The organism is Pantoea sp. GABEPS69, from assembly GCF_045780835.1.
Taxonomy (GTDB): Bacteria; Pseudomonadota; Gammaproteobacteria; order Enterobacterales; family Enterobacteriaceae; genus Pantoea; species Pantoea septica.
Genome location: NZ_CP118618.1, coordinates 2,990,654 through 3,010,426 on the forward strand (window position 1 = coordinate 2,990,654; position 19,773 = coordinate 3,010,426).

Genomic DNA, 19,773 nt, shown 5'->3' on the forward strand with positions numbered 1-19,773 from the left:
GTTCCCCCTTTAATGCGCTGTCGGTGCGGCAGGAATGCCTTCGGTATTGAGAAGCTCGATAAAGCCATCATGAAGCATGGCCATGCCGTCGCGCCCCCACGCAGAGAGAGTCATGCCACCATCGGCAGACGGTTCAAGCATTGACTGATAAAGCATGAGCGCTTTCTGATACGGCTCATCATGTGTGAAGTCTTTCAGCATCAGCTCCTCAACGTTGAGCGCCAGAGAAAACCGTTCGGTTGCCGGATAAATCACAATGCCGCCATGTTTACCCACGTAACGCACCGCATGAGTCGTTGTGCCGTCATTCTGGCTGACCGCAACTGTGCCATTTGCCTTCATCTGCTCGACGATAAAAACGCCCGCCACCATCCAGCGCCAGACGCTTACTTGCTGCTCCAGGCTGGGTTTGAACCAGCCGTTAATTTCAGCCAGGGATAACTCAGCAATCACGCCAAAACTCTCTGAAAGCGGGTTATCAAAGCGCCCGTCATTCAGCTGGCGGATAGCTGATGAGTAACCAATAACTCTGTTGCCACAGCGCACACCATCAGAAGTGGCTTCTGCTGAGAAAGAGCCGGATTTCTCCGGCATTTTCGGGAATTTGAGGACGTTACTCATGATTTTGTCTTTGCCCCCTTTTCGCGTGATTTCAGCTCGGTATCTACTGCCGCCTCAAGCGCCTCAATGGTGTCGTGAACGGTGTCGTGCGCCAGATTGATGAGCCAGGTGTAATCCTCGTTAATGTCGGTGCCAGGCATCGTATCGAGAAGGATTGAGAGAACGGCACGAGCCTTCTTCAGATTGGCTGCTTGCCCGTCAATATCAGCAAATGAAATAGCCATCAGATAGCACCTCCATGAGCAAGCTGGCTGGAGAGTCTGGCGATACGCATACCAGCCCGATCAGTGGTTGAGCACAGCTCTGCAAACAGTGTGGCGATGCGGACTGCGGCTCTTGGATCGTGCTCCATAAGGGCTGCGTGCACGCTGCCGTTGTAGATTTCAGCGAGCAGATTCGCGTATTTGTCAGCGTTATGAATGTCGATAGACACAGATCTGAGGGGCGATTGCTGCTCAGTAAGAACGGCAACCGGCTGCGGGTGCTTGTTAGATACGGCGACGTGGAGATGTTTCATGCTTTTCCCTCCTGCGCCTGACGTTCTCTCGCAGCATCACATTCCTCAAAGCGAGTCAGATTGTGGATGCCATCTACGAGCAGGTACATCTCACGGCGCTGCTCTTCGTCTGTAATCTGAGGGATTACCACAGTCAGCAGGTGGAGCAAGCCAGCCTGAGCGCGCAGCAGGCGATCACGAGAGATATTCTCAGGCGTGTTTGGCGTCGGGGCGCTCTCATTGCCGATGATGGCCTGAGTACGCTTGAAATCTTCAGTGTGGGATTTAATGGTGTCGTTATGCATGAGCCACCTCCTGAACTGGCAGGCGTGCGGCTAATGACAGGCTGAAGTGAGGCGCCAGAACGCGGCGGGCTTCTTTCTCGCTAACAGCCTGAACGGATACGCGGCAAGGTTTGGCCTGCATGTCAGCGCGTGACAAAGCCAGAAAACGAAACTCAAATTTGGATGTGGCTTGGGTGGGGGTAGTAGCCATGATGGCAGCCTCCGATAACTGGTATTTGATACCACCACCGGAAACGCCAATTTCACTGGTGGTGGACTGAACAGGGTTGGCGTAACCGGCGTTATCGGAAACCGGCGCGGATTTCTCCGCCCCCATCCAGCCCACCATTACTTCGTGAGCGACACGGATTATAACCATATCGCCGAAAAAAGGGTGAGTCAGATTTACGACACAAAAAAAGACGCTAGGCGCGTCACTTGTCGCCGACAACATTCCCAGGACGCCAATCCTGACACCGGATTTTGCCGATGCAGATTGAGGATAGTCCGAAGGTTGCAAAGAGGGCAAGCGGTTTTTTAAGTGTTTGTGACAGGCGCTGCCGACAGCGTAAGACACTGCCTTACGCATCATGGCTTTACGCATCGTCAGGCACAAAGCCAAATTACTGGCTGAGTAAATGTCAGGTTTTGTGAGGTTGCTGACGTCATCATTTGTCATCAACTGGCTAAGTTTGGCTAAGTTTTCCGGGCATAGTGACAGGCCAGCCAGCGGGTAAGCATTGCTCTGAACGGCCATCATGGCTTTATCTCCGTAAACTCACGCATAAAGCGCTCTAGTGGTTGTTTGCAGGGCGATGAGTACCCGTCTCGGTAGAACGTCACGCGATTAAATTGCACGCTGTGTACTGTGACCATCGCGCCGCTGGCGTCCTGATAGCGAGCGTTTGGGGTTGGATTTCTGGTGGGCTTAGTCATGGGCTGCCTCCAGGCGTTTAGCCAGCCACCGCTGAGACAGACGCATCAGTTCGGCTTTCCGTTGGTCATAGGCCATGCCCATATCAATCAGCGTGATGTTGGTGCTTTCAAGATAGGTGAGGTGCTCCAGCTGAGATGAATTCATGCCGTCGCGTGGTTCGCCCTGAACGCCATTTACCTGCGCCCACTGCTTAGCCGTGAGGCCACCCAAGACAATACGGGCGATCATGTTGCTCTCGTTGCTGTAGTGACGGGATAAAGTTTGTTTCCCCTGTTCTGCACGGGCAACATCCAGAGCGGCGCACATCGGCTTAAACATGTTGGCGGCACTCAGGCGGGCTTTAAGCTGGCGGCGATACTGTGCGGCAATCTCAGGCACGCTGCGCTGTAGTGCCTCTTCACACTGGATGAAGTAGCGGCGTATGGCACGGCCCTGCTCATTGCGCTCAACCATAGCCACTTCTTTTGCCATCCCAAGCGAAAGGCCGTAATCCTTACTGCGACGATCACCGCCGCGCTTCGTGACCCATCCGCGCTCGGCCTGCTCAATATTTGCACTTTGATTCCTGAAATCTGAGGAATCAAAAACCACGTAATCAGCACCGAGGGTAAACCCATATTCATCAATGCGGAGTTTTACCCAAGTAGAGAAGTCATTACCCACGCCTAATGCTTTATGCAGAGCTTTTGCACTTACAATATTGGTTTCACGCCCACCGATTTGGCCGGAAATAACCGGGACAATAGTGGCAAAGTCGTTTTCTGAAATATCGCTGATGCTGGTTGTGGGCTGAGGGGCGGCCTCAGAATTTAATCTGCTTTTTTCAGTTTTCATTTGTCAGGCTCCGTTAAGCGGCGCTGAACGCATCCGGGTAGAGGGAAAGAATGTCGTTAATCTCATGCTGAGACAGGCCGGTATAGCCACCAGCAGCGGCATTGCTATTAACGAGTTGAATCACTCGCATCACGTCAGCGCGGCAGGTGATCCGGTAACGGAAGTGGCTACCGATGCCATCACCATTAGGCTCGTCAATGCGCTCCAGGCGAATATCAAGCCTTCTTTCCAGCTCAGTCGCGTAATTACGGGCGCTAGACAATCGGCAGTAGCGGAGGATTTCGTTCTCAGTGAAACCATTAACTCCGGTTCGCATCATATAGACGCGGGCGCGGTGCTTCTTTGGGATTGGCTTAATGATTGCGGCAGGCGTAATATCAGAGGTGCCAACTCCCTGATTAGCCGCCTGTGATGGGCGGTTTTTCATTTCCATTACGCCACCTCACCGCGTGATTCAGCGATGCGCTGATTAATCCAGTCATCAACTTCACTTTCGACGAAAGCGATAGCGCGTGAGCCAATTTTCACAGATTGAGGAAAGCGACTTTCTTTAAGCAGGCGATAAATCCATGCCTTGCTATAGCCAGTGCGGCGTTGAACTTCTGATAAGCGGATAAGGCTGTTAGACATGTTTACCTCGTAACGTCTATTGCGGTTTACGAGATAAATGATGGCATGGAAAAACAAAAAAAAATCATACCCTCAGGCATGAGGGATTTTACTTTTTCAAATACCCTAAGGGCTAAGGGTGCTCAGTGGCTCTATGTCTAATTGCACCCTCAGGGTAAGCTAGAGACTGCCTTAAGGGTATGGATAAAATTTCATTTTCACCCTGAGGGTAAGCCTCATGCTGCATAATCCCTAAGGGTGCTGATTGTTCAACGTTTAATAGGGCAAGCCACCATTTCGATTGCTTTGGCCTGGACATTCGAAAAACCTTTATCCTCTAAGTCTTTAACAATCGCAGTTTGGTTGCCTCTTGTTTGCCTATCACTATCAGGGTCGTACTTTGCCCATTCTTGGTTCCGAATTTTAATTGCAAGGTAGAGAGGGTCATCTTCCCGATATTTGTTAATCAAAATAGGACGTTCATTTTCGAGCTTTCTAACCTGCTTTTTAAGCGAGTCGATTTCCATTTTCAGGATCTCAACATCAGCTTCGCTGAGTGGTTTTTGCTCAACACCATTCAGTGGTGTGGGCTTAACATCCTCAAGAGGAATTGAAAGGTCAATTCCAAGCTTATCCGCTAACTGCTTCAACTCGGAACGCCTGAATCCATAAGTATCAAACGCTGGTGCTGACCAATGATCTTCCACCGGCTTTCCCCATCCCGCCATAACATTAACCTCCAGTTCTAGAATGGAATATCATCGAAGTTCATAGGAGGCTCTGGTGGTGGAGTCACCTCAGGCATATGCCCTTCCTCATGAATAACCTTCAGGAGAGTTACCAATTCTGAATCTTGGTATCCACCATCGGTCCCCTCAATTGTGCTTGCAATACCTTTCTTCACCCACTCAGGGAGTTCTCTATTACTATTTTCGATGTAAAGGAAGCTTGCGATATCAGATTCACTGACATGTGGTTGCTGTAGTCTGATACGAGTAATCAATTCTCTTAAACTTATAAACTCATTTTCTCGTGCTTTGAGCACTTCAGCGATGTCTAACATAACGCCACCTCACGCCCTCTGATTTTGGCGGCTATGCCAGCCCATAGAGGTGTACGGGTTTTCGGGGATCAGCCTAGACATAGCCTATTCTTTGTTCGTCTACTGAAGTCTACTACCTTCATCTAACACTGTCTATTCATCCAGTTATGCACGTTTCCCAAACGAACCATGAACCACGTTCTCACCTTTCTCTAGCGCATCCATATAGTCGGCATACCACTGAAGCATTTCCCGGCGCCCGTCCAGATATTGGGCATGGTTATATGTTCCACGGATGCTGTTCTTATCTGCGTGAGCCAGCTGGGTTTCAATCCAGGCAGTGTTATAGCCCTGCTCATGCAGTATGGTACTCATGGTGTGCCTGAAGCCATGCCCAGTAGCTTTACCTTCGTAGCCGATACGTTTGATCACCTGATTGATGCTGGCTTCACTCATCGTCTTTCCGGCATCGTTGCGTCCGGGGAATACGAAGCGCCCTCTTCCCGTCAGCTGGTGGATTTCTTTGAGGAGAGATTTAGCCTGGATGGAAAGCGGCACTACATGTGGGCGGCGCATCTTCATACGTTCTGCAGGTATCTGCCAGATGCCTTTCTCTAAATCGAATTCAGCCCATTCAGCAGCACGTAATTCAATCGTGCGTGTGCCAGTAAGCATCAACAGCCGTGTGGCATTTTGTGTAACCTTGCTGCCAGTGTATTCACTAAGTGCGCGAAGGAAGCCGCCAATCTGTTCAGTGATAAGATGAGGGAAATGCTTTTGCTTTGGCGCTTTTAGTGCGCCGGCGAGATCGGTAACAGGGTTATGCTCTGCCCTGCCGGTGATGACGGCGTAGGTAAAAATCTGGCGGCAAGCCTGACGTGTTTTCTTCAATTTATCCAGAACGCCGCGCTGCTCCATCTTTCTCAGCACCAGCAGCATCTCTGCCGCTTTGATTTCTGCGATGGCACGTTTACCAATAAACGGGAACACATCTTTTTGCAGGTACTCCAGGATGTCACTGGCATAGCCCTGTGACCAGTTAGGGCGCTTATGCTCATGCCATTCAATCGCCAGTGCTTCGAAGCTGTTACTGACCGCCAGAATCTTAGCCTGCTTTTCCGTCTGTTTAACCTCACCCGGATCACCACCAGCAGCTAAAGTGCGTTTTGCTTCATCACGCTTTGCCCTGGCATCGGCCAGAGAGACATCAGGATATACCCCCAGCGCCAGCAGCTTTTCTTTTCCCGCAACGCGGTACTTCAAGCGCCAGTATCGTGAGCCATTGGTGTTAACGAGAAGGTAAAGACCGCCGCCGTCAGAGAGCTTGTAGGCTTTATCTTTGGCCTTTGAAGTGTCCACCGTGCGGGCATTAAGTTTCAATTTGGGGGTATCTCATCTCATTGAACAGAACTATACCCCCAAATGTACCCCCACATGATTGTTGATTTCAATAGATGATAGTAGACGTTGAGATAACGAGACTCGCAGGAAGGTGCTTACTGGCTGGGGTTTTGTGGACTTTAGTAGACGACAGGAGAAGTGAAAATGGCACGCCCTACAGGATTCGAACCTGTGACCTACGGCTTAGAAGGCCGGTGCTCTATCCAGCTGAGCTAAGGGCGCACGGGGATGGCGAGGATTATACGGCGAGACCTCGACGAGTCAACGATTTTGGCCGCTGCCACAATGCGTATGCCGAAGAATCAGACAACGGGCGGCGATTCAGAACCTGACAGCGCGCCGCGCTTCTGACAGAATAGGCGCCTTTCCCCGATTCAACACAACACAGTGGATTTCCTCTCTGATGGCAGCAAAAATTATTGACGGTAAAACGATTGCGCAGCAGGTGCGCCTTGAGGTTGCGGAAAAAGTAAAGCAGCGCCTGGCGGCCGGTAAACGCGCGCCGGGTCTCGCGGTCGTGCTGGTGGGCGAAAACCCCGCTTCGCAAATCTATGTCGGCAGCAAACGCCGCGCCTGCGAAGAGGTCGGCTTCGTGTCGCGCTCTTACGATCTGCCGGCGACCACCAGCGAAGCCGATTTGCTGCAGCTGATTGACGATCTCAATGACGATCGGGAGATTGACGGCATTCTGGTGCAGCTGCCGCTGCCGGCCGGCATCGACAACGTCAAGGTGCTGGAACGCATTACGCCGGATAAAGACGTCGACGGCTTCCATCCCTACAACGTCGGCCGTCTCTGCCAGCGCGCGCCGACGCTGCGTCCCTGCACGCCGCGCGGCATCGTGACGCTGCTGGAGCGCTACAATATCGACACCTACGGCCTGAACGCCGTGGTGGTTGGCGCCTCCAATATCGTGGGCCGTCCGATGAGCATGGAGCTGCTGCTGGCGGGCTGCACCACCACCGTTACCCACCGCTTCACCAAAGATCTGCGTCACCACGTCGAGCATGCCGATCTGCTGGTGGTCGCCGTCGGCAAGCCGGGCTTTATTCCCGGCGACTGGATTAAGCCGGGCGCGGTGGTGATCGATGTCGGCATTAACCGACTGGAGAGCGGCAAAGTGGTCGGCGACGTCGATTTCGAGGCGGCCTCGGCGCGCGCGTCGTACATCACGCCGGTGCCGGGCGGCGTAGGTCCGATGACCGTCGCTACGCTGATCGAAAACACGCTGCACGCGTGCGAAACCTATCACGATAGAGAGGAAGCATAATGGCGACTTTTAGCCTGGGTAAACATCCACACGTCGATCTGTGCGATCTGCTGAAGCTGGAAGGCTGGGTAGAGAGCGGCGCGCAGGCCAAAATCGTTATCGCCGACGGCGAAGTGACGGTTGACGGCGCGGTGGAAACCCGCAAGCGCTGCAAAATCGTGGCCGGACAGACCGTCGCGTTCGCCGGACAGCGCATTACCGTTACCGCCTGACGGCGGCGACAAGCGGGCGTCTGGCGTAAAGGCCAGGCGTCCCGCCCTGCCACTTTCTGAACACTGCCCTCATCAACCCGCGATGCCTTAGCAGATAGCCTTTGCAGCAGGCACAGGCTATCCGCTAAGGCATAAAAAAGGGCGCCTGAGCGCCCTTTCCGGTGTTACTTACGACGCCAGGTAGAGCCCTGCGGCCCGTCTTCGACAATCACGCCCAGCTCGTTCAGCTTGTCGCGCGCGATATCGGCCTGCGCCCAGTTTTTCTCTCTGCGCGCGTCGGCGCGGGCCTGCACCCAGCGCTCGATCTCGGCGACGTCGTCGGCGTTGGCCTGCGCCCCGCTCTGCAGGAACTGCTCGGGATCCTGTTGCAGAATGCCCAGCACGTTGGCGATCTCGCGCAGCTTCGCCGCCAGCGCACTGGCTGCATCGCTGTTTTCGCCTTTCAGACGATTGACCTCGCGCGCCATATCGAACAGCACCGAGTAGGCTTCCGGCGTGTTGAAGTCGTCGTCCATCGCCGCGCGGAAGCGTGCGTCAAACTCTTCGCCGCCTGCCGGCGCGACGTTGCGATCGGTGTGGCGCAGCGCGGTGTAGAGGCGCTCCAGCGCCGCGCGCGCCTGGTTAAGGTTCTCTTCGCCGTAGTTAAGCTGGCTGCGGTAGTGGCCCGACATCAGAAAGTAGCGCACCGTTTCGGCATCGTAGTGCTGCAGCACGTCGCGCACGGTGAAGAAGTTGCCGAGCGATTTCGACATCTTCTCGCGATCCACCATCACCATGCCGGAGTGCATCCAGTAGTTAACGTAGGGGCCGTCATGGGCGCAGGTCGACTGGGCAATCTCGTTTTCATGGTGCGGGAACATCAGATCCGAGCCGCCGCCGTGAATGTCGAAGTGCGCGCCGAGCTGTTTGCAGTTCATCGCCGAGCACTCGATATGCCAGCCGGGACGGCCGTTGCCCCAGGGCGAAGGCCAGGCGGGCTCGTCCGCTTTCGACATTTTCCACAGTACGAAATCCATCGGGTTGCGCTTCACTTCGGCCACTTCCACGCGCGCGCCCGCCTGCAGCTGCTCCAGGTCCTGACGCGACAGCGCGCCGTAATCGGCATCGCTCGGCACGTCAAACATCACGTCGCCGTTGTCGGCGACGTAGGCGTGGCCTCGTTCGATTAGACGCTCCACCAGCTCGATAATCTCAGCGATATGGCGCGTGGCACGCGGCTCCTGATCCGGCGGCAAAATGCCCAGCGCGGCGAAATCCTTATGCATCTCGCCAATCATGCGGTTGGTGAGGGTTTCGATGCTTTCGCCGTTTTCATTGGCGCGTCGAATGATCTTATCGTCGATATCAGTAATGTTGCGTACGTAGTTCAGACGATAACCGCTGTAGCGCAGGTAGCGAGCAACCACGTCGAACGCCACGAAGGTGCGCCCATGGCCGATATGACAGAGGTCGTACACCGTGATACCGCACACGTACATGCCGATTTCACCAGCATGGATAGGTTTGAATTCCTCTTTCTGTCGACTCAGGGTGTTATAAATCTTTAGCATTGAACAGTTCCGTTTAGACGAGTGCGGTAAACACTTTTATCAGGTTATTCAGTTATTGTGCCGTATTTTTCGCGCTTGCGCGACGGCAGCGTGCCGAGAGCGCCGCGGGCGTGCTGACGCGTCATTGGAATTTATGATATAAGAGGCGTCGACAAAAATGGCCAGCGCGTTTTGCGGCGGCCAGACAGCTGACGACAACCTTTACAGGACGAGAATGATGGTTACTTTCCAGACCAACCACGGCGACATCGTAATTAAAACCTTCGACGATAAAGCCCCCGCTACCGTGCAAAACTTCCTCGAATACTGCCGTGAAGGTTTTTACGACAACACCATTTTCCACCGTGTTATCAACGGCTTTATGATCCAGGGCGGCGGTTTTGAGCCGGGCATGAAGCAGAAAGAGACCAAAGCTGAAATTCGCAACGAAGCGAACAACGGCCTGAAAAACACCCGCGGCACTCTGGCGATGGCGCGTACCTCCGCTCCGCATTCCGCTACCGCGCAGTTCTTTATCAACGTCGCCGACAACGACTTCCTGAACTTCCGCGACGAAAGCCTGCAGGGCTGGGGTTATTGCGTGTTCGCAGAAGTAGTGGAAGGCATGGACGTGGTCGACAAAATCAAAGCGGTTTCTACCGGCCGCAGCGGCATGCACCAGGACGTACCGAAAGATGACGTCGTCATCCAGAAAGTTACCGTCAGCGAGTAATGTCGCGCACCCTGTTTATCGCAGATTTGCATCTGTGTCAGGAAGAACCGGCGATCACCGCCGGTTTTCTGCGTTTTCTGGCGCGTGAAGCGCCGCGCTGCGACGCGCTCTATATCCTTGGCGATCTGTTTGAAGCCTGGATTGGCGATGACGATCCCAACCCGCTGCACCAGCAGGTCGCCGACGCGCTGCGCGCGCTGCCAGTACCGGTCTACTTTATTCATGGCAACCGCGATTTCCTGCTCGGCAAGGCTTACGGCCGCGCCAGCGGCATGACGCTGCTGCCGGAAGAGCAGGTGCTGACCTGCTACGGTCACCGCGTGCTGATCCTGCACGGCGATACGCTCTGCACCGACGACGCGGGCTATCAGCGTTTTCGCGCCAAAGTGCATCAGCGCTGGCTGCAACGCCTTTTTCTCGCCCTGCCGCTGTTTATTCGCCAGCGCATCGCCGCGCGCATGCGCGACGGCAGCAAACAGGCGAACCAGCATAAGTCGCTCACCATTATGGACGTCAACGCCGACGCGGTTGAGGCGGCGATGGTGCGCCAGCAGACGCGCCTGATGATCCACGGCCACACCCATCGTCCGGCGATCCATCGCTTCAGGTTGCAGGGAGAACCTGCCGAGCGCGCAGTGTTAGGCGCGTGGCACGAGCGCGGCTCGATGATCCAACTGGATGCCAGCGGCATCAGCCTTATCGAATTCGACTTTTAAAACGGCGCTCAACGTGCCGGAAAGGCGGCGACGCAACCGTTTTCCTTCCGCCTTTCTCATGCTATTCTCTGTGCCCTTCTTTACCTGCCCGACCGGCCAGGTTCGTTTGTTTATTCACAGGAGTTGACCGCATGTCATCCAACGCCGCCCCGGCCCGCATTGCTATTGTAATGGGCTCCAGAAGTGACTGGTCCACCATGCAGTTCGCTGCGGAAATCCTCACCAGCCTGGACGTGCCCTTCCACGTTGAAGTGGTCTCCGCGCATCGCACCCCGGACAAGCTGTTCAGCTTCGCCGAAACGGCCGCCGATAACGGCTATCAGGTGATTATCGCGGGCGCGGGCGGCGCGGCGCATCTGCCGGGCATGCTGGCGGCGAAAACCCTGGTGCCGGTGCTGGGCGTGCCGGTGCAGAGCGCGGCGCTGAGCGGCGTCGACAGCCTCTACTCTATCGTGCAGATGCCGCGCGGCATTCCGGTCGGCACTCTGGCGATCGGCAAAGCGGGCGCGGCCAACGCCGCGCTGCTGGCGGCGCAGATCCTGGCGATCCACGACGCGGCGCTGGCCGCGCGCCTCGGCGCCTGGCGCCAGACGCAGACCGACGAGGTGCTGAATAACCCGGATCCGCGGGAGGATGCATGAAGCCGGTTTGCGTACTGGGCAACGGTCAGCTGGGCCGTATGCTGCGCCAGGCGGGCGAGCCGCTGGGCATCGCCGTCTACCCGGTCGGCCTCGACGCCGAACCGGACGCCCTGCCGATTGCGCAGAGCGTGATCACTGCTGAAATCGAGCGCTGGCCGGAGACCGCGCTGACGCGCGAACTGGCGGTGCATCCCGCCTTTGTGAACCGCGATATTTTTCCGCGTCTGGCGGATCGTCTGACGCAGAAGCAGCTGCTCGATCAGCTGCATCTCGCCACCGCGCCCTGGCAGCTGCTGGCCGATAAAAGCGAATGGCCGCAGGTGTTCGCCTCGCTGGGCGAGCTGGCGATTGTTAAGCGCCGCACCGGCGGCTACGACGGCCGCGGCCAGTGGCGGCTGCGTGCAGATGAAACCGATACGCTGCCGGATGAGTGCTACGGCGAGTGCATCGTCGAACAGGGCATTAATTTTTCCGGCGAGGTGTCGCTGGTGGGCGCGCGCGGTCAGGATGGCCGTACCGTGTTCTACCCGCTGACTCACAACCTGCATCAGGAGGGCATTCTGCGCACCAGCGTCGCCTTCCCGCAGGCGGACGCCGCGCAGCAGACGCAGGCGGAAGCGATGCTCGGCGCCATTATGCAGGAGCTGAACTATGTCGGTGTGATGGCGATGGAGTGTTTCGTTACGCCGGAAGGGCTGCTGATTAACGAACTGGCGCCGCGCGTGCACAACAGCGGGCACTGGACGCAGAACGGCGCCTCCATCAGCCAGTTCGAGCTGCATCTGCGCGCCGTGCTGGGCCTGGCGCTGCCGCAGCCGGTGGTGTTCGCGCCATCGGTGATGGTCAATCTGATCGGCACCGCGCTGAACAGCGACTGGCTGCAGCAGCCGCTGGTGCATCTGCACTGGTATGACAAAGAGGTGCGCCCGGGCCGCAAGGTTGGACACCTCAACCTGACCGACAGCGACAGCGCACGGCTGACCGCGGCGCTAGCGGCGCTGGTGCCGATGCTGCCGCCGGAGTACGCCAGCGGCATCGCCTGGGCCGTAGCGAAGTTCTGATTAGTCAGCGCTAAAGCCTACAAGCGGGCCCCAGGCCCGCTTTTTTTATGCTGACTCCGCGCGCCGGAACAGCGCCTTGCCGCGCAGCAGCCGCGCCCCCAGCCAGCCGCCGCACAGCGAGAGCAGCAGCGCGCCGCCCAGCGGCAGCGCCAGCCACAGCGTCCAGTCGGGCTGCCACGGGAAGTCGAAGATTTTGCGCTGCAGCGCCCAGAGCGCCGCTTCGGCCCCCAGCGCCGCCGCCACGCCGGAAACTACGCCGAGCAGCGCGAACTCGCACCACAGCGTCCCACGCAGCAACCTCTTGCTGGCGCCCAGCGTGCGGCAGACCACCAGCTCCTGGCGCCGCTGATGCATCCCGACCTGAATCTGCGCCAGCAGCAGCAGCACGCCGCAGAAGGTCACCAGCACCACCATAATCTCCAGCGCCTGACTCACCTGCGTCAGCACCAGGCCGATCTGCCGCATAATGCTGCCGATATCGAGCAGGCTTAGCGTCGGAAAGGCGCGGTTGAGCTGCGCCAGCAGCGCCGGATCGTTATTCAGCCTGAAGCTGGTCAGCCAGGTTTGCGGCTGCGCATCCAGCGCGCCGGGCGGAAAGATAAAAAAGAAGTTAGGCCGCAGGCTCTCCCAGTCCACCTTGCGCAGGCTGGTAATTTTTGCGCTAAAGGTCTGGGTATCGCCGGTAAAGGTCAGCGTATCGCCCAGCTTCACCCCCAGACGGCCGGCGAGTTCCGCCTCCATCGACACTTCACCCGGCTGCGGCGGCCAGCTGCCCGCCGTCAGCGGATTGTGATCGGGCCGCTCGCCCGTCCACGTCAGGTTCAGCTCGCGGTTCAGGGCGTTATCCAGCTTTGGATCGGCCTCTTTGCCGTTCAGATCGGTCAGACGCGCCCGCGCCACGGGATAGAAGGTTTCCGGCTTCACCTGATGCGAGGCGAGGAAAGCGCGCACCTGCGGCACCTGATCCTGGGTGATATTGAGCAGGAAATAGTTTGGGCTGTCTGGCGGCAGCTGCTGCTGCCAGCGGTCCAGCAGATCGCCGCGCATCACCAGCAGCAGCGCCAGCAGCATAAAAGAGAGCGAAAACGCCGCCAGCTGGCTCAGCGTCATGCCCGGCTGACGCAGCAGACGGTTGATCGCCAGCCGCAGCGCCAGGCTGCGCACCACCAGCCGCCGCAGCAGCAACAGCGTGCCCCAGCCCAGCAGCGCCAGCACGCCCGCCAGCGCCGCCACGCCCGCCAGCAGCGCCCACAGCATCTTGCTGCCGCCCACCAGCAGCGCCAGCAGCGCAATCACCACCACGCTCATCGCCGGGATATAGCGCTTCAGCGGCCAGATATCGGCCACTGCGTCGCGACGCAGCACGCGCAGCGGCTGGGTCGCCAGCAGCAGCCGGTAGGGACGCAGCCCCACCAGCAGCGAAATCACGAACAGCGAGCCGATCGCCCAGAGCCACGGCCAGCCGCTGGCGGGCGGCAGGGTCGCGGGCAGCACCGGCTTCAGCATCTGCATCAGCAGCGCCTCGACGCCCAGGCCGAGCGCCCCGCCGCACAGCGCCGCCAGCAGCAGCACCGCCAGCCACTGGCCGACGATAAGCCGTCGCAGCGCGCCCCGCGTCGCCCCCAGCGTTTTCAGCACCGCCACCAGATCGTAACGGCTGCGGCAGTAGTGGCTCATCGCCACCGCGACGGCGGCGATGGCCAGCATCAGGGTCAGCAAGGCGGAGAGCAGCAGAAACTGCTGGGCGCGCTGCATCGAGCGCCCCAGCGCGTCTTCGGAATTCTCTACGCTGATCCAGCGCTGATCCGCCTTCAGCTGCGGCTGGATCCAGCGATCGTAGCGCGCCAGCTGCTGCGGCTCGCCGGCGAACTTATAACGCCAGGTCAGGCGGCTGCCCGGCTGGATCGCGCCGGTCTTTTGCGCGTCGTCGAGGTTGATCAGCAGGCGCGGCGCCATCTGAAAGGGATTAAAGCCGCCGTCCGGCTCCTGAATCACCTCGCCCGCGATGCGCAGGCTGGCGTCGCCGACATCCAGCCTGTCACCCACCTTGAGGTTAAGCAGCGCCATCAGCCGCGGCGCAGCCAGCGCCGTGCCGGGCGCGGGTTTCAGGCCCGGCGGATCGGTCTGCAGATCGCCGAACATCGGATAGCGGTTATCGACCGCCTTGACCGCCGCCAGCTGCGGCGTCTCGCCGGCGAAGGTCATGGTCATAAAGATGAGCTGCCCGCTGACGCTTAACCCCTCTTCCCGCGCTTTCGCCAGCCAGGCGTCCGGCACCGCCGCGCTGCTGCGCAGCGTGCGGTCGCCCGCCATAAAGTCGCGGCTCTGCTGGCTGAGCCCTTTCTCCATGCGGTCGCCGATGGCGCCCAGCGCCAGCACGCAGGCCACCGACAGCGTCAGCGCCACCCAGACGATCAGCAGCGAGGGCGAGCGCCACTCGCGCCAGAACCAGCGCCAGATCATCGCTCCTCCCACACTTTGCCGTCGCGCAGCCGCAGGCGGCGGTCGCAGCGCGCCGCCAGCTGTTCGTCATGCGTCACCAGAATCAGCGTGGTGGCGTAGTCGCGGTTGAGCGAGAAAAGCAGATCGGCGATACGGTCGCCGGTTTTCCGGTCCAGATTGCCGGTAGGCTCATCGGCGAACAGCAGGCCGGGCTGCCCGTTAAAGGCGCGCGCCAGCGCCACGCGCTGCTGCTCGCCGCCGGAGAGCTGCGCGGGCAGATGCGTCAGGCGCTCCCCCAGCCCCAGCTGGGTTAATAGCTCGCGCGCCTGCTCGCGGCTCCGGCGGTCGCTCTCGCCGCGCAGCAGCGCGGGCAGCTGCACGTTTTCCAGCGCGTTCAGCGTAGGCACCAGCATAAAAGACTGAAAAACGAAGCCGACCTGCGTCGCCCGCAGCGCGGCGCGCTGCTCTTCGTCAAGCAGGTGCAGAGGCTGTCCCAGCAGCCTGACCTCGCCGCTGCTGCCGTCGTCGAGGCCCGCCAGAATGCCCAGCAGCGTCGACTTGCCGGAGCCGGACTCGCCGATTAGCGCGATGGTTTCAGCCCGTTTGACAATGAAGTCAACTCCGGTAAGGATGGACAACTGGTGTTCCCCCTGACCGACGGACTTTGTAAGATGATGAACTTCAAGAATGTTTTCCGCTGGCATTACTCTTTCCTGTTTTTCGTTCTTCTGCTGGCATCGCATCTGGCCGCTGCGAACACCCTGTTAGTGTTAGGCGACAGCCTGAGCGCTGGCTATCGTATGTCGGCCAGCGCCGCCTGGCCGAGCCTGCTGAACGGCAGCTGGCAGCAGCGGCCAAAAGTGGTCAACGCCAGCATCAGCGGCGACACCGCCGCGCAGGGTCTGGCGCGCTTGCCGGCGTTATTAAAACAGCATCAGCCGCAGTGGGTGTTAATCGAACTGGGCGGTAATGACGGCCTGCGCGGCTTTCCGCCGCAGGCTATCGAGCAGGATCTGCGTAAAATCATCGACGACGTAAAGGCGGCGAACGCCGAGCCGCTGCTGATGCAGGTGCGTCTGCCCGCTAATTACGGGCGGCGTTATACGGAAGCGTTCAGCGGGATCTATCCCAGACTGGCACAGCAGTACAACATTCCTCTGGTGCCCTTTTTTATGGAGCAGGTCTACCTGAAACCTGAATGGATGCAGCAGGACGGCATCCACCCGAACCCCGATGCGCAGCCCTTTATCGCCGAGCTGATGGCGAAAGAACTGGCCCCTTTAGTTAAGCATGAGTAACCTGGGGCGACGCGCTTTTTATGGGTAAAGATATGCAAAAAACCGTTGTAATTACCGGCTGTTCCAGCGGTATCGGCCTGGTAGCGGCGCAGTATCTGCTGGCGCGCGGCTATCGCGTGATTGCCGCCTGCCGCAAGCCTGAGGATGTCGAGCGGATGCGCGCGCAGGGCTTTGTCGCCGTCACGCTCGATCTCGACGACGCGGCGAGCATCGATCGCGCCGCCGATGAAATTCTGGCGCTGACGGCGCATCGTCTGTTCGCGCTGTTCAACAACGGCGGCTTCGGCCTCTACGGCCCGCTGCGCACGCTGTCGCGCCAGCAGCTGGAGCAGCAGTTCTCTACCAACTTCTTCGGCGCCCATCAGCTGACGATGCGGCTGCTGCCCGCGCTGGAAGCGCACGGCGACGCGCGCATCGTCAACACCAGCTCCGTGCTCGGGCTGATCTCCACGCCGGGCCGCGGCGCCTACGCCGCCAGCAAATACGCGCTGGAGGCATGGAGCGACGCGCTGCGCCTTGAGCTGCGCCGCAGCGGCGTGCGCGTCAGCCTGATCGAGCCGGGGCCTATTCACACCCGTTTTACCGATAACGTGACCCAGGGCGAGCCGGACCAGCCGGTGCGCAACCCTGGCATCGCCGCGCGCTTTACCCTGCCGCCGGAGGCGATTCTGCCGAAGCTGCGGCACGCGCTGGAGAGCCCCCATCCGCGCCTGCGCTATCCGGTGACGCTAGTCGCACATGCGATGAGCATCCTGAAAAGAGTGCTGCCAGGCTGGATGCTGGATCGCATTTTAAGCAGCCGCTGAGAATTCATCTTGAAGCGGGGCTGTCCGGCCCCATATTCTTTAAACACTTTCTGCCAAGAGACTTAGTCATGTCACCACAAGCTTCGATTATCGACATTAACGAATCCAACCTGCATCAGACGCTGGAACAGTCCATGCAGATCCCGGTGCTGTTCTATTTCTGGTCGGATCGCAGCCAACATTGCCAGCAGCTGACGCCGCTGCTGGAGCGTCTGGCGCAGGAGTACGCCGGCCAGTTTATTCTGGCGAAGCTCGACTGCGACAAAGAGCAAATGGTGGCGTCGCAGTTCGGCCTGCGCTCGATCCCGACGGTCTATCTGTTCCAGAACGGCCAGCCGGTCGACGGCTTCCAGGGGCCGCAGCCGGAAGAGGCGGTTCGCGCGCTGCTGGAAAAAGTGCTGCCGCGCGAAGAGGAACTGAAGGCGCAGCAGGCGCTGGCGCTGATGGAAGAAGGCAAACCGCTGGAGGCGCTGCCGCTGTTGAAAGAGGCCTGGCAGCTCAGCCATCAGGCGAGCGAAATCGGCTTTTTGCTGGCGGAAGTACTGATCGGCCTGAACCGCAGCGACGAAGCGGAAGAGGTGCTGGCGAAGGTGCCGCTGCAGGATCAGGATACCCGCTATCAGAGCCTGATGGCGCAGATCGATCTGCTGAAGCAGGCGGCCGATACGCCGGAAATCCAGCAGCTGCAGGCGCAGCTGGAGAGCGACCCCGCGAATGCCGAGCTGGCTGCTAAGCTCTCGTTACAGCTGCATCAGGTAGGCCGTAACGAAGAGGCGCTGGAGCTGCTGCTCGGCTTCCTGAAGCGCGATATGAACGCGGCGGACGGCCAGGTGCGCAAAATGCTGCAGGAGATCCTTGCGGCGCTCGGCACCGGCGACGCGCTCGCGGCCCGCTACCGTCGCCAGCTCTACTCGCTGCTCTACTAAGCCGGCGGGGCGACATCCGGGCCGAAGCGACTCGGCCCGTAAATTAACAATCGGGAGGTTATATGTTAACAGTCATTCCCGCGCTGATCGTGCTGGCGCTGGTCACGGTGTGGGCGGGCGTCAAGATCGTGCCGCAGGGCTATCAGTGGACCGTGGAGCGCTTCGGCCGCTACACCCGCACGCTGCAGCCCGGGCTGAGCCTGGTGGTGCCCTTTATGGATCGTATTGGTCGCAAGATCAATATGATGGAGCGGGTGCTTGATATCCCCTCGCAGGAAGTCATCTCCAAAGACAACGCCAACGTCACCATCGACGCCGTCTGTTTTATTCAGGCGGTGGATCCGGCGCGCGCCGCCTATGAGGTCAGCAATCTCGAACTGGCGATCATCAATCTCACCATGACCAACATCCGTACCGTGCTCGGCGGCATGGAGCTGGATGAGATGCTGTCGCAGCGCGATAACATCAATACCCGATTGCTGCACATCGTCGACGAGGCGACCAATCCCTGGGGCGTGAAAATCACCCGCATCGAAATCCGCGACGTGCGTCCGCCGCAGGAGCTGATCGCCGCCATGAACGCGCAGATGAAGGCGGAGCGCACCAAGCGCGCCGACATCCTCGCGGCGGAAGGCGTGCGCCAGGCGGCGATTCTGCGCGCCGAGGGCGACAAGCAGTCGCGCATTCTGAAGGCCGAAGGCGAACGCACCTCGGCGTTCCTGCAGGCAGAGGCGCGCGAACGTCAGGCGGAAGCTGAAGCGCGCGCCACGAAAATGGTCTCCGAAGCGATCGCGGCGGGCGACATTCAGGCGGTGAACTACTTCGTGGCGCAGAAATATACCGACGCGCTGCAAAAAATTGGCGAAGCCAGCAACAGCAAGGTGGTCATGATGCCGCTGGACGCCAGCAGCCTGCTCGGCTCGGTGGCGGGCATCAGCGAGCTGCTTAAAGGCGCCGCTTCAGAGTCGAAACGCTGATGTTAATGGAGATCATCGCCCATCCGCACTGGTTCTGGCTGACGCTCGGCGGGCTGCTGCTGGCGGCGGAGATGCTCGGCACCAGCGGCTATCTGCTGTGGAGCGGCATCGCGGCGGTGCTGGTAGGCATTGTAGAGTGGCTGGCGCCCTTCAGCTGGACGGCGCAGGGCTCGCTGTTCGCTCTGCTGACGCTGGTCTGCGTTTATCTCTGGTATCGCTGGATGCGCCATCGCGAGCGCCATCAGCAGCCCAACTCCCTTAACCAGCGCGGCAATCAGCTGATCGGCACGCTTCTGACGCTGGATGCGCCGCTGGTCAACGGCATCGGTCACGTGCGGCTGGGCGACAGCAGCTGGCGCGTGCAGGCCGATCGGGATCTGCCCGCGGGCGCTCAGGTCGTCGTGACGGGCGTTGAGGGCATTACGCTGCACATCAGGCCGCGTTAATCGGGCTGGCTATGGCCGCAGCATCCCGCCAGATTATTGATAATCGGGCACTCCGCCCCTTCGTCCCCCGGACAGGCGTCGGCCAGCGCCAGCAGCCGCATGCGCATCGCCTGTAGCTCTTCGATATGGACGGCGATCTCCGCCGCTTTCTGCAGGGTGCGCGCTTTCACGTCGGCGCTGTGGCGCGCTGGATCGTTGAACAGCGCCACCAGCTCGCGGCACTCGTCGAGCGTAAAGCCCACCTGACGCGCCTGGCGCAGCAGATTAAGCTCATCGAGATGATGCGCGCTGTAGCGACGATAGCCATTGTCGCTGCGCAACGGCGGCGTCACCACGCCCTTCTCTTCATAGAAACGGATCGCCTTGCTGGTCAACCCGGTTTTTTTCGCGACATCGCTGATGTTCACCCTGCTCCCCCTTAAAAATCGATCGCGGCCAGTCTCTGTAAAAATAGTTTGACCTTCCCCTTGATGGAAGGTTTAGCCTGTATCA

At 59.1% G+C, this 19,773-nt stretch carries 27 protein-coding genes and 1 tRNA gene; 11 read left to right on the forward strand and 17 right to left on the reverse strand.

Annotated features, from left to right (window positions below; translation table 11 throughout):
* Positions 1-9: 9 nt before the first annotated feature.
* The 13 genes from PVE98_RS14670 to PVE98_RS14730 form a co-directional block, all read right to left on the reverse strand.
* On the reverse strand, positions 10-621 hold the full coding sequence (locus PVE98_RS14670) for a hypothetical protein (RefSeq protein WP_333620553.1): 612 nt from the start codon (positions 619-621) through the stop codon (positions 10-12).
* Positions 618-845, reverse strand: a complete 228-nt coding sequence (locus tag PVE98_RS14675) for a hypothetical protein (RefSeq protein WP_316552048.1) — start codon at positions 843-845, stop codon at positions 618-620. The genes PVE98_RS14670 and PVE98_RS14675 overlap by 4 nt, the downstream gene beginning before the upstream one ends.
* Positions 845-1,138, reverse strand: coding sequence for a hypothetical protein (locus tag PVE98_RS14680; RefSeq protein ID WP_333620554.1), 294 nt, complete (start codon positions 1,136-1,138; stop codon positions 845-847). The genes PVE98_RS14675 and PVE98_RS14680 overlap by 1 nt, the downstream gene beginning before the upstream one ends.
* On the reverse strand, positions 1,135-1,422 hold the full coding sequence (locus PVE98_RS14685) for a transcriptional regulator (RefSeq protein ID WP_333620555.1): 288 nt from the start codon (positions 1,420-1,422) through the stop codon (positions 1,135-1,137). Before PVE98_RS14685 ends, PVE98_RS14680 begins: the two co-directional genes overlap by 4 nt.
* Entirely contained in the window at positions 1,415-2,161 is a 747-nt protein-coding gene (locus PVE98_RS14690; protein ID WP_333620556.1) for a host cell division inhibitor Icd-like protein, read from the reverse strand. The genes PVE98_RS14685 and PVE98_RS14690 overlap by 8 nt, the downstream gene beginning before the upstream one ends.
* Positions 2,158-2,337, reverse strand: coding sequence for a DUF4222 domain-containing protein (locus PVE98_RS14695; protein WP_239952727.1), 180 nt, complete (start codon positions 2,335-2,337; stop codon positions 2,158-2,160). The genes PVE98_RS14690 and PVE98_RS14695 overlap by 4 nt, the downstream gene beginning before the upstream one ends.
* The gene (locus PVE98_RS14700; protein WP_407568517.1) at positions 2,330-3,172 is read right to left on the reverse strand and encodes an antA/AntB antirepressor family protein; all 843 of its coding nucleotides are present in this window, start codon (positions 3,170-3,172) and stop codon (positions 2,330-2,332) included. The genes PVE98_RS14695 and PVE98_RS14700 overlap by 8 nt, the downstream gene beginning before the upstream one ends.
* Positions 3,173-3,185: 13 nt before the next feature.
* Entirely contained in the window at positions 3,186-3,605 is a 420-nt protein-coding gene (locus tag PVE98_RS14705) for a hypothetical protein (RefSeq protein ID WP_239952729.1), read from the reverse strand.
* Complete coding sequence (locus PVE98_RS14710; RefSeq protein WP_333620558.1) at positions 3,605-3,802, reverse strand: AlpA family transcriptional regulator; 198 nt, start codon at positions 3,800-3,802, stop codon at positions 3,605-3,607. The genes PVE98_RS14705 and PVE98_RS14710 overlap by 1 nt, the downstream gene beginning before the upstream one ends.
* 248 nt (positions 3,803-4,050) lie before the next feature.
* The gene (locus tag PVE98_RS14715; protein ID WP_333620559.1) at positions 4,051-4,509 is read right to left on the reverse strand and encodes a hypothetical protein; all 459 of its coding nucleotides are present in this window, start codon (positions 4,507-4,509) and stop codon (positions 4,051-4,053) included.
* A 17-nt stretch (positions 4,510-4,526) separates the two neighbouring features.
* Positions 4,527-4,844 (reverse strand): hypothetical protein, encoded by a 318-nt coding sequence (locus PVE98_RS14720; RefSeq protein WP_333620560.1) that lies wholly within the window; start codon positions 4,842-4,844, stop codon positions 4,527-4,529.
* A 144-nt stretch (positions 4,845-4,988) separates the two neighbouring features.
* Complete coding sequence (locus tag PVE98_RS14725) at positions 4,989-6,203, reverse strand: phage integrase central domain-containing protein (RefSeq protein ID WP_333620561.1); 1,215 nt, start codon at positions 6,201-6,203, stop codon at positions 4,989-4,991.
* Between the two features lie 166 nt (positions 6,204-6,369).
* Positions 6,370-6,446, reverse strand: a tRNA-Arg gene (locus PVE98_RS14730).
* Between the two features lie 181 nt (positions 6,447-6,627).
* On the opposite strand from PVE98_RS14730, the gene folD reads away from it, so the two are divergent.
* Both folD and ybcJ read left to right on the forward strand, forming a co-directional pair.
* Positions 6,628-7,494: a bifunctional methylenetetrahydrofolate dehydrogenase/methenyltetrahydrofolate cyclohydrolase FolD gene (folD, locus tag PVE98_RS14735; protein WP_033752629.1), complete on the forward strand. Its 867-nt coding sequence runs from the start codon at positions 6,628-6,630 to the stop codon at positions 7,492-7,494.
* The gene (ybcJ, locus tag PVE98_RS14740; protein WP_048781499.1) at positions 7,494-7,706 is read left to right on the forward strand and encodes a ribosome-associated protein YbcJ; all 213 of its coding nucleotides are present in this window, start codon (positions 7,494-7,496) and stop codon (positions 7,704-7,706) included. Before folD ends, ybcJ begins: the two co-directional genes overlap by 1 nt.
* Before the next feature lie 164 nt (positions 7,707-7,870).
* Here the strand turns inward: ybcJ and cysS are convergent, their stop codons facing one another.
* Positions 7,871-9,256: a cysteine--tRNA ligase gene (gene cysS / locus PVE98_RS14745; RefSeq protein ID WP_096072724.1), complete on the reverse strand. Its 1,386-nt coding sequence runs from the start codon at positions 9,254-9,256 to the stop codon at positions 7,871-7,873.
* A gap of 217 nt (positions 9,257-9,473) precedes the next feature.
* On the opposite strand from cysS, the gene ppiB reads away from it, so the two are divergent.
* From ppiB to purK, 4 genes are all read left to right on the forward strand, one after another.
* On the forward strand, positions 9,474-9,968 hold the full coding sequence (ppiB, locus tag PVE98_RS14750) for a peptidylprolyl isomerase B (RefSeq protein ID WP_033752889.1): 495 nt from the start codon (positions 9,474-9,476) through the stop codon (positions 9,966-9,968).
* Complete coding sequence (gene lpxH, locus PVE98_RS14755; RefSeq protein ID WP_096072723.1) at positions 9,968-10,684, forward strand: UDP-2,3-diacylglucosamine diphosphatase; 717 nt, start codon at positions 9,968-9,970, stop codon at positions 10,682-10,684. The genes ppiB and lpxH overlap by 1 nt, the downstream gene beginning before the upstream one ends.
* A 131-nt stretch (positions 10,685-10,815) precedes the next feature.
* Complete coding sequence (purE, locus tag PVE98_RS14760; RefSeq protein WP_096072722.1) at positions 10,816-11,325, forward strand: 5-(carboxyamino)imidazole ribonucleotide mutase; 510 nt, start codon at positions 10,816-10,818, stop codon at positions 11,323-11,325.
* The gene (purK, locus tag PVE98_RS14765) at positions 11,322-12,386 is read left to right on the forward strand and encodes a 5-(carboxyamino)imidazole ribonucleotide synthase (protein WP_033752636.1); all 1,065 of its coding nucleotides are present in this window, start codon (positions 11,322-11,324) and stop codon (positions 12,384-12,386) included. The genes purE and purK overlap by 4 nt, the downstream gene beginning before the upstream one ends.
* 45 nt (positions 12,387-12,431) lie before the next feature.
* Here the strand turns inward: purK and ybbP are convergent, their stop codons facing one another.
* Complete coding sequence (ybbP, locus tag PVE98_RS14770) at positions 12,432-14,849, reverse strand: putative ABC transporter permease subunit YbbP (protein WP_096072721.1); 2,418 nt, start codon at positions 14,847-14,849, stop codon at positions 12,432-12,434.
* Entirely contained in the window at positions 14,846-15,532 is a 687-nt protein-coding gene (gene ybbA, locus PVE98_RS14775; protein WP_033788848.1) for a putative ABC transporter ATP-binding protein YbbA, read from the reverse strand. The genes ybbP and ybbA overlap by 4 nt, the downstream gene beginning before the upstream one ends.
* Between ybbA and tesA the strand changes: the two genes are divergently transcribed.
* From tesA to PVE98_RS14800, 5 genes are all read left to right on the forward strand, one after another.
* Positions 15,500-16,126 (forward strand): multifunctional acyl-CoA thioesterase I/protease I/lysophospholipase L1, encoded by a 627-nt coding sequence (tesA, locus tag PVE98_RS14780; protein WP_147632220.1) that lies wholly within the window; start codon positions 15,500-15,502, stop codon positions 16,124-16,126. The genes ybbA and tesA overlap by 33 nt on opposite strands.
* 32 nt (positions 16,127-16,158) lie before the next feature.
* Complete coding sequence (locus tag PVE98_RS14785) at positions 16,159-16,932, forward strand: SDR family oxidoreductase (RefSeq protein ID WP_096073877.1); 774 nt, start codon at positions 16,159-16,161, stop codon at positions 16,930-16,932.
* 68 nt (positions 16,933-17,000) lie between these two features.
* Positions 17,001-17,858: a co-chaperone YbbN gene (locus PVE98_RS14790; protein ID WP_096072720.1), complete on the forward strand. Its 858-nt coding sequence runs from the start codon at positions 17,001-17,003 to the stop codon at positions 17,856-17,858.
* A 62-nt stretch (positions 17,859-17,920) separates the two neighbouring features.
* Positions 17,921-18,835, forward strand: coding sequence for an SPFH domain-containing protein (locus tag PVE98_RS14795; protein ID WP_033752642.1), 915 nt, complete (start codon positions 17,921-17,923; stop codon positions 18,833-18,835).
* A complete protein-coding gene (locus PVE98_RS14800; RefSeq protein WP_048784536.1) occupies positions 18,835-19,281 on the forward strand; it encodes an NfeD family protein in 447 nt (148 codons plus the stop codon). Before PVE98_RS14795 ends, PVE98_RS14800 begins: the two co-directional genes overlap by 1 nt.
* On the opposite strand, the gene cueR is transcribed toward PVE98_RS14800, so the two are convergent.
* A complete protein-coding gene (gene cueR, locus PVE98_RS14805) occupies positions 19,278-19,688 on the reverse strand; it encodes a Cu(I)-responsive transcriptional regulator (protein ID WP_033752644.1) in 411 nt (136 codons plus the stop codon). The genes PVE98_RS14800 and cueR overlap by 4 nt on opposite strands.
* Positions 19,689-19,773 lie beyond the last annotated feature (85 nt).

Excerpts from the sequence above, each read along its gene's own strand:
- PVE98_RS14670 (WP_333620553.1), bottom strand. The coding sequence starts at position 621 with ATGAGTAACGTCCTCAAATTCCCGAAAATGCCGGAGAAATCCGGCTCT.
- PVE98_RS14675 (WP_316552048.1), bottom strand. The coding sequence starts at position 845 with ATGGCTATTTCATTTGCTGATATTGACGGGCAAGCAGCCAATCTGAAG.
- PVE98_RS14680 (WP_333620554.1), bottom strand. The coding sequence starts at position 1,138 with ATGAAACATCTCCACGTCGCCGTATCTAACAAGCACCCGCAGCCGGTT.
- PVE98_RS14685 (WP_333620555.1), bottom strand. The coding sequence starts at position 1,422 with ATGCATAACGACACCATTAAATCCCACACTGAAGATTTCAAGCGTACT.
- PVE98_RS14690 (WP_333620556.1), bottom strand. The coding sequence starts at position 2,161 with ATGATGGCCGTTCAGAGCAATGCTTACCCGCTGGCTGGCCTGTCACTA.
- PVE98_RS14695 (WP_239952727.1), bottom strand. The coding sequence starts at position 2,337 with ATGACTAAGCCCACCAGAAATCCAACCCCAAACGCTCGCTATCAGGAC.
- PVE98_RS14700 (WP_407568517.1), bottom strand. The coding sequence starts at position 3,172 with ATGAAAACTGAAAAAAGCAGATTAAATTCTGAGGCCGCCCCTCAGCCC.
- PVE98_RS14705 (WP_239952729.1), bottom strand. The coding sequence starts at position 3,605 with ATGGAAATGAAAAACCGCCCATCACAGGCGGCTAATCAGGGAGTTGGC.
- PVE98_RS14710 (WP_333620558.1), bottom strand. The coding sequence starts at position 3,802 with ATGTCTAACAGCCTTATCCGCTTATCAGAAGTTCAACGCCGCACTGGC.
- PVE98_RS14715 (WP_333620559.1), bottom strand. The coding sequence starts at position 4,509 with ATGGCGGGATGGGGAAAGCCGGTGGAAGATCATTGGTCAGCACCAGCG.
- PVE98_RS14720 (WP_333620560.1), bottom strand. The coding sequence starts at position 4,844 with ATGTTAGACATCGCTGAAGTGCTCAAAGCACGAGAAAATGAGTTTATA.
- folD (WP_033752629.1), top strand. The coding sequence starts at position 6,628 with ATGGCAGCAAAAATTATTGACGGTAAAACGATTGCGCAGCAGGTGCGC.
- ybcJ (WP_048781499.1), top strand. The coding sequence starts at position 7,494 with ATGGCGACTTTTAGCCTGGGTAAACATCCACACGTCGATCTGTGCGAT.
- cysS (WP_096072724.1), bottom strand. The coding sequence starts at position 9,256 with ATGCTAAAGATTTATAACACCCTGAGTCGACAGAAAGAGGAATTCAAA.
- ppiB (WP_033752889.1), top strand. The coding sequence starts at position 9,474 with ATGGTTACTTTCCAGACCAACCACGGCGACATCGTAATTAAAACCTTC.
- lpxH (WP_096072723.1), top strand. The coding sequence starts at position 9,968 with ATGTCGCGCACCCTGTTTATCGCAGATTTGCATCTGTGTCAGGAAGAA.
- purE (WP_096072722.1), top strand. The coding sequence starts at position 10,816 with ATGTCATCCAACGCCGCCCCGGCCCGCATTGCTATTGTAATGGGCTCC.
- purK (WP_033752636.1), top strand. The coding sequence starts at position 11,322 with ATGAAGCCGGTTTGCGTACTGGGCAACGGTCAGCTGGGCCGTATGCTG.
- ybbP (WP_096072721.1), bottom strand. The coding sequence starts at position 14,849 with ATGATCTGGCGCTGGTTCTGGCGCGAGTGGCGCTCGCCCTCGCTGCTG.
- tesA (WP_147632220.1), top strand. The coding sequence starts at position 15,500 with ATGATGAACTTCAAGAATGTTTTCCGCTGGCATTACTCTTTCCTGTTT.
- ybbA (WP_033788848.1), bottom strand. The coding sequence starts at position 15,532 with ATGCCAGCGGAAAACATTCTTGAAGTTCATCATCTTACAAAGTCCGTC.
- PVE98_RS14785 (WP_096073877.1), top strand. The coding sequence starts at position 16,159 with ATGCAAAAAACCGTTGTAATTACCGGCTGTTCCAGCGGTATCGGCCTG.
- PVE98_RS14790 (WP_096072720.1), top strand. The coding sequence starts at position 17,001 with ATGTCACCACAAGCTTCGATTATCGACATTAACGAATCCAACCTGCAT.
- PVE98_RS14795 (WP_033752642.1), top strand. The coding sequence starts at position 17,921 with ATGTTAACAGTCATTCCCGCGCTGATCGTGCTGGCGCTGGTCACGGTG.
- PVE98_RS14800 (WP_048784536.1), top strand. The coding sequence starts at position 18,835 with ATGTTAATGGAGATCATCGCCCATCCGCACTGGTTCTGGCTGACGCTC.